We start from the raw sequence: 6540 nt of genomic DNA, 5'->3' as shown, positions 1-6540 counted from the left end.
GAACGGCCTCACCACGAGCGAAGTGGCCGCCTTGACGACGGCACAAATTGTGTCCTTGAAGACCGCTCAGTTTGAAGCACTAACTACGTCACAAATCGGTGCTCTGAGCACTGCCGACATCATTGCGTTGACTACGAGTCAGGTCGCATCTCTGACTACGGACCAAATTGCAAGCGGCTTGACAACAAGCCAGGTCGCAGCAATTACTACAACGCAAATCATGGCTCTAACGACCACTCAGATCGGCGCGTTTACGACAGTCCAGATGCCGCTTCTACAATCCTTGAGTAGTCCGATTGCCCTGGATCTGAACGGCGATGGCCTCAAGACGCTAGGCATCTCGGCTGGTGTCCAGTTCGACTTGAATGCTATTGGCCAGAAGGCCCAGACCGGTTGGATTTCCTCTGAGGATGGATTGCTTGTTCTCGATAGGAACCACGATGGTGTGATTAACGATGGCGGTGAGCTATTCGGTACATCGACGTTGCTTTCCGATGGTCAGAAAGCTGCAAATGGTTACGTGGCGCTGACTGAACTAGATACTAATGGTGATGGCGTTATCAGTGCGGCAGACTCTAGCTATGACGAGTTGAAGGTCTGGATTGATGCTAACTCAGACGGCGTTAATGAGGCGGGTGAACTGGTGTCCTTGGGTGACTTGGGAATCAGCAAGCTCAACTTGAGCGCAAGCTCAACGTCTGTGATAGATAACGGCAACTGGATAGGTATGGTGTCGAGCTACGAAACCATTGATGGTACGACTCACGAGATGGCTGACGTCTGGTTCCTTAATAACCAGTCCAGTGCCACATCAACTGTGGACTTGAGTAGTCAGGTCAGTAGTCTGACGCAAGCGATTACTGCATTTAGTGAAGCTACTGCTGATACTTCAGTGTCTAGCGCAACGACATTGACTGACAATCAGACAACTTCTACTGATACGGCGATCGCTACAAGCGTAAGCAGCTTGACCACCACGCTGAGCCAATATGATGCCAATGGCAGCATATTGAGTTCTACGACGTCTACGGCAGTCGCGGTTAACACATCTAGTATTACGGATGGATTGACCAATACTCAAACTACGACTCCTTTGGCTACGGGCGGCGGTAACTAATCCTAATAGTCAGTACAAGGCGGCAAGATCAGTTATTGATCTTGCCGCCTTTTTTATGTGATTCAATTGCATCTGCGCCAATTGGCGCTAGAACGCTTCAGGGTGAGAATGAATTCAGAAAGCACATTGGTTCAAGCAATAGAAATGCAGAACCGGGGAGAGATCGAAAAAGCGGAGTGCTTATTCAACCAGATTCTTTCTACAGACCCGAATAATGCTGCGGCTTTATATTCTCTTAGCGTTATCGTGATCAATCGTGGAGATCATGATAAAGCCCTTCATTTAGCAGATATTGGTATCCAAGCGGCCCCTCGATTTGCTCCTTTACGTTTTGTTCGAGGCGCCGCTTTACAAGGACTGGGTCGTAATGAAGATGCGTTAAAGAGTTACGATGATGCCCTAGAGATAAAACCCGATTACATTGAAGTACTGATCAATAGCGGCGTTCTATTGCGCGATATGCTGAGGCACAAGGATGCACTCGAGCGCTTCAATCAAGTGCTTCATATTGAACCCAATTACATTCCAGCTTTAGCTAATTGCGCGATTATCCTGACTGAGTTCAAGCAAAGCGATAAAGCTATTGCCATGTTTGAGCATTTACTCAGACTCAAGCCGGATTTTGAATATGGGCCGGGTCTACTGTGCTACGAGCGGCTTCATTTGTGCGATTGGAAAGATTTTGGTGGAATCAGCGAACAGATTGTCCAAGGCGTTCGCAATGGCAAACGGACCTGCAAATCGCTTGCATTCATGGCCGTGTCTGATAACGCTGTCGATCATCAATCGGCAGCTCAGATTTTTGCACAGCACTATTGCCCGAAATCAGCTACTTTATTATGGAATGGTGAGTGCTATCGCCATCAAAAAATTAAATTAGCTTATGTTTCTCCGGACTTGAGAGAACATCCCGTTTGTCATTTGATGGCAGGAGTAATTGAGCAACACGATAAATCTCGCTTTGAGACAATTGCGATTTCTCTGGGCGTAGATGACGGTAGTAGGTTGCGTACCCGCATGCTGAAGACCTTCGATCATTTCATCGATGCTCGAGAAATGGGGCCAACGCAAATAGCCCGCTTAATGCGAGACATGGAAATTGATATCGCCGTTGATTTGGCAGGGTACACGTCCGATTCACGCGCTCAAATCTTCGCGCTGAAACCTGCCCCTGTACAAGTGAACTATCTTGGTTATCCAGGAACAATGGGAACCGATTATATGGATTACATCATTGCCGACCGCTATGTAATTCCAGAAGAGCATCAACAGTTTTACAACGAGAACGTTGCTTATCTACCAGATACTTATTTGCCGACGGATGCTGGAGTCAAAGTCTCAGATAGAACGCCGACTCGTACAGAATGTGGATTGCCAGAGAAAGGTATCGTTTTCTGCTCTTTCAGCCATGATTACAAGATATCGCCTCCCTTATTCGATGTTTGGATGCGTATACTTAATCGAGTGCCGAATAGCGTTCTTTGGTTGATGTCTCGTAGCGAAGTCTCCCAGCAGAATCTTAGACGTGAAGCTGAGACTCGAGGAGTCGACGCCTCTCGCCTGATTTTCGCCAGTCGTGTTCCACTTATTGAAGATCATTTGGCAAGATATCGCCAGGCGGATCTTTTCCTGGATACGCATCCTTACAATGCTCACACGACGGCAGCTGATGCGCTCATGGCGGGTTTGCCTGTTGTTACGTATATGGGAAACGCCTTCCCGGCAAGAGTCGCGGGAAGCCTACTGCATGCAATTGGCATGCCCGAGCTTATTACTCATTCACTCCAGGAATATGAATCCCTTGTGGTCCAATTGGCACAAACACCTGCACGCATTATTGAGCTCAAAGAAAAGTTACGCGAACATAAGAATACATATCCACTGTTCAATACAGAGGGGTTTTGTAGAAATCTCGAGTCGATCTATATTGCAATGTGGAGACGTGCCCAATTAGGCGATATTCAAGATCAACTGTAATACCAATTTACAGCGAGAAGCACCGACAATGCAAAAAATCGTGATTTATGGGAATGGTGCGATGGCTCGGGTATTGTTTTCATATGCCAAGCACAGCATGCAAATTTGCGGATTTACAGTAGATGACCATTGTATTCCGGATGATATAAATAGCTTTTGCAATTTGCCGTTAATCCCATTTAGCAAGGTTCAAGATCAATTCCCTCCGTCAATTTATAAAGTGATTGTTGCTGTGGGGTTCAGAGAAATGAATGAGTTGCGGGAGAAGAAGTATGAAGAGGCTGCAGAGAAGGGGTATTCCTTTGCGCGATACATACATGAATCCGTAATTATGCACGATGATGTTCATATTGCAGATAATTGTATTATTCTGGATCATGTTTCCATTCACCCCGGCTGTAATATCGGACGTGGGGTGTTTATTTCAAGCAATGTCAATATTGGCCATGATTGCGTCGTTGAGCCGAACTGTTGGATCAATTCGGGTGTATCTATAGCAGGGGGATGTCATATCGGAAGTGGTAGCTTCTTCGGTGTAAATTCGTCTGCTGGTCACGGTATCCGAATGGGGGCGCAAAATTTCATTGCAGCCAATACCGTAATTACCAAAAATACTAATAATCATGAAGTTTATTTATCTGAGCCTGGACAATTATTCCGCCTTAGCAGCAAATCTTTCCTTAAGTTCAGCCGAATTTTTGACTAATCAATCGGCAGTTGCGCAGCTTGAGGTGCCAAGTTGTCTTTAATCTCACAGACTTTTTTCGATCACGCTAAAACATCTCCTCTCAAGCAGGCCATTTGGTGCGAGGGGAGTGAGATGGATTATGGACAACTCGCAATCTTGGTTTACCAGTGGGCGAATGCCATGTCTCGCAATGGCGTCAAGCGGGGCGAGCATATTGGTGTTTTGCTGCCGAATTGTATTGAATTCGTCGCGCTTATTTTGGCCGCAGCGGATCTGGGTGTAGTGTTGGTTCCACTCAATACCTCATTACCCGCGACTGCCGTTCTTAATGCGTTCCAAGCTTCCAATGTCCGCCATGTAGTTGCAAATCACATTGCTCTTCAACCTTTGCTGGAATCTGATTTACCTATACGCAATGTTGCTGATGGGTTATGGATATCCTTGGATGGGCATGTTGATGGGGTTCGGTCATTGACTGATCTACTACAGGATGCGGGAGATGATCCGAAGCCATTATTTGCAGGACAGCATGATGATGCGCTTATCTTAACGATGACCTCAGGATCTACCGGAGATCCTAAGCCGATTATTCTCACGCAACGAACTAAATTCAATAGAGCTGCGGCAGCTGTCGAGCTTTATACAATTACTGGATCGGATAAAACATTAGCGGCGACACCGCTTTATCACTCTTTGGCCGAACGCTTGGTGTTGATTCCCATGCTTACCGGCGGCACCTCCATTCTAATGAAGCGGTTCTCTCCTTCGGAGTGGTTACATTGCGTAGCCGAACAACAAGTGACTTTTACCATTGCAGTTTCTTCTCAGTTGGGGCAGATCGTCGAACAATTGACCGATGAGGCTGGCCAAAAAATCCAAAGTTTGCGATGTGTTGTTTCTTCCTCTGCATTGCTGGATACCCAGGTCAAGCAAAAGCTGCTTGAAAAATTCAAATGTGATTTTCATGAGTGTTACGGTGCTTCTGAAATTGCTATCGCAACGAATCTCGATGGGGTAAGCGCCCAGACAAAGCTTAAATCTGTGGGTTGTGCCGCCCCCGGTGTCGATGTCCAGGTACTTCTGGAGAGCGATGAGTTGGCTGCACCTGGGGAAGTAGGGGAGATTGTATGTAAGACGCCGATGGCCTTCGGTGGGTATTTCCAGCGTCCGGATTTAACGCAATCTGCAATGTGGGGAGAATACTTCCGAACGGGGGATATGGGTAAGTTGGATGAGGATGGGTTCCTCTATTTCCTCGGAAGAAAAAAAGAGATCATCATCACAGGTGGCATCAATGTTTATCCATCTGACATTGAGGGTGTTATTGCGAAGCATCCGTCAGTATTGGAATGTGCGGCGTTCGCCGTACCGGATGAGCGTCTGGGAGAGGTTGTGGCGGTAGCCCTAGTGCCGCGTGATCCGGAAAGTTTCGATCAACGGAAAATTCGTCACTATTGTGCTGATTTACTTGCTGATTTTCAGCAGCCGCGGAAGTTCTTTATTTTGGATAAACTTCCGCGAAACGGGATGGGAAAACTCATGAAGTATGCACTAGTCGACCAATTCGGCAAAATCCAAGATAAGACAGGATCGACCCATGCCCCACTTGTCTGAAGCAAAACCGTTATCCCTGGGATTCATCGGAGGTGCGCTGAGTTCGGCGGTTGGCTATGCACATTATGTATCCAGTACTATGGACAACCAATGGACAGTAGAGGCGGGTTGCTTCGCTACTGAAGCCCATCTTAACAAGGAAACGGGGCAAGCTTACGGTATTGAACCCGAGAGAGTTTATGACAGCTGGCAAGATTTGCTAAGGGCAGAACGTAAGCGCATCGATGCCATTGTAGTGCTGACGCCGACGCCACTACACTTCGAAATCGTTACTGCCTGCCTGGAAGCGGGCATTCCCGTTATCTGCGAAAAAGCGCTTGCTGTAAGTAGTGGGGAAGTAGAGACCATCATTGACGTTCGTAACCGAAATAAAGGATTTGTGGCGGTTACCTATAACTACTCCGGTTATCCGATGGTTCGAGAATTGAGACAAATCATCCAGAGTGGAAAGCTCGGCAATATTCTGCATTTTCAGGTGGAAATGCCTCAAGAGGGGTTCGTTCGTGTCGATGCCAGCGGCAATAAGCCTATGCCGCAGGAGTGGCGTTTGCACGATGGAAAAATTCCCACGATTTACCTGGATCTGGCTGTTCATCTCCACCATCTGGTTCAATATCTAACGGAGCAGGCACCGATTGAGGTGGTCACCGATCAGAATAGCTACGGATGGTTCTCCGAAGTTGTCGATAATGTGAATTGTCTATGCCGTTATACGGGCGGAGTTCAAGGGCAGCTTTGGTTTAGCAAATCTGCCCTTGGTCATAGAAACGGATTACGGCTTCGAATCTATGGATCTAAGGCGTCCGTTGAGTGGTATCAGGCTAATCCGGAGGAAGTCCTGGTATCTTATTCAGACGGGCGACGGGAAATTATCGACCGCGCCTCGCCGGTAGAAGTTGCGAATCTCAAACGCTACAATCGTTTTAAGGCTGGGCATCCAGCGGGCTTCGTAGAGGCTTTTGCCAATCTTTATCAAGATATGGCAGATTGCATACGACAATACAAGAAAAGTGGTATATGGCATTCGCAAAACGTTTTCGATGCAGAAACAGCATTGGAAGGGCTGTATTTGCTGGAAGCCATGGCAACCTCCGCAGAGAGTAAATCGTGGCAACCGGTACGTAGCAAATCTTGATTATCCATG

5 protein-coding genes are annotated in these 6540 nt (G+C 47.2%); all 5 read left to right on the top strand.

The window, feature by feature from the left end:
* Nucleotides 1-1117 (top strand): SPM autocatalytic domain-containing protein (locus tag NMK_RS17730; RefSeq protein WP_370849089.1); only part of this gene is annotated, 1117 nt, incomplete at its 5' end.
* Nucleotides 1118-1183: 66 nt separating this feature from the next.
* Nucleotides 1184-3094 carry an O-linked N-acetylglucosamine transferase, SPINDLY family protein gene (locus NMK_RS17725; RefSeq protein WP_227871561.1) on the top strand — a complete coding sequence of 637 codons (1911 nt, stop codon included), beginning with the start codon at nucleotides 1184-1186 and terminating at the stop codon, nucleotides 3092-3094.
* Nucleotides 3095-3122: 28 nt separating this feature from the next.
* Nucleotides 3123-3800, top strand: coding sequence for an acetyltransferase (locus tag NMK_RS17720; RefSeq protein ID WP_109017106.1), 678 nt, complete (start codon nucleotides 3123-3125; stop codon nucleotides 3798-3800).
* Nucleotides 3801-3833: 33 nt separating this feature from the next.
* Nucleotides 3834-5396 (top strand): class I adenylate-forming enzyme family protein, encoded by a 1563-nt coding sequence (locus NMK_RS17715; RefSeq protein WP_109017105.1) that lies wholly within the window; start codon nucleotides 3834-3836, stop codon nucleotides 5394-5396.
* The gene (locus NMK_RS17710; protein ID WP_109017104.1) at nucleotides 5380-6531 is read left to right on the top strand and encodes a Gfo/Idh/MocA family protein; all 1152 of its coding nucleotides are present in this window, start codon (nucleotides 5380-5382) and stop codon (nucleotides 6529-6531) included. The genes NMK_RS17715 and NMK_RS17710 overlap by 17 nt, the downstream gene beginning before the upstream one ends.
* The last annotated feature ends 9 nt before the right edge of the window (nucleotides 6532-6540 follow it).

Origin of the sequence: Novimethylophilus kurashikiensis (assembly GCF_003112435.1) — a bacterium.
Taxonomy (GTDB): domain Bacteria; phylum Pseudomonadota; class Gammaproteobacteria; order Burkholderiales; family Methylophilaceae; genus Novimethylophilus; species Novimethylophilus kurashikiensis.
This window is presented reverse-complemented; position numbering and strand designations above follow the sequence as displayed.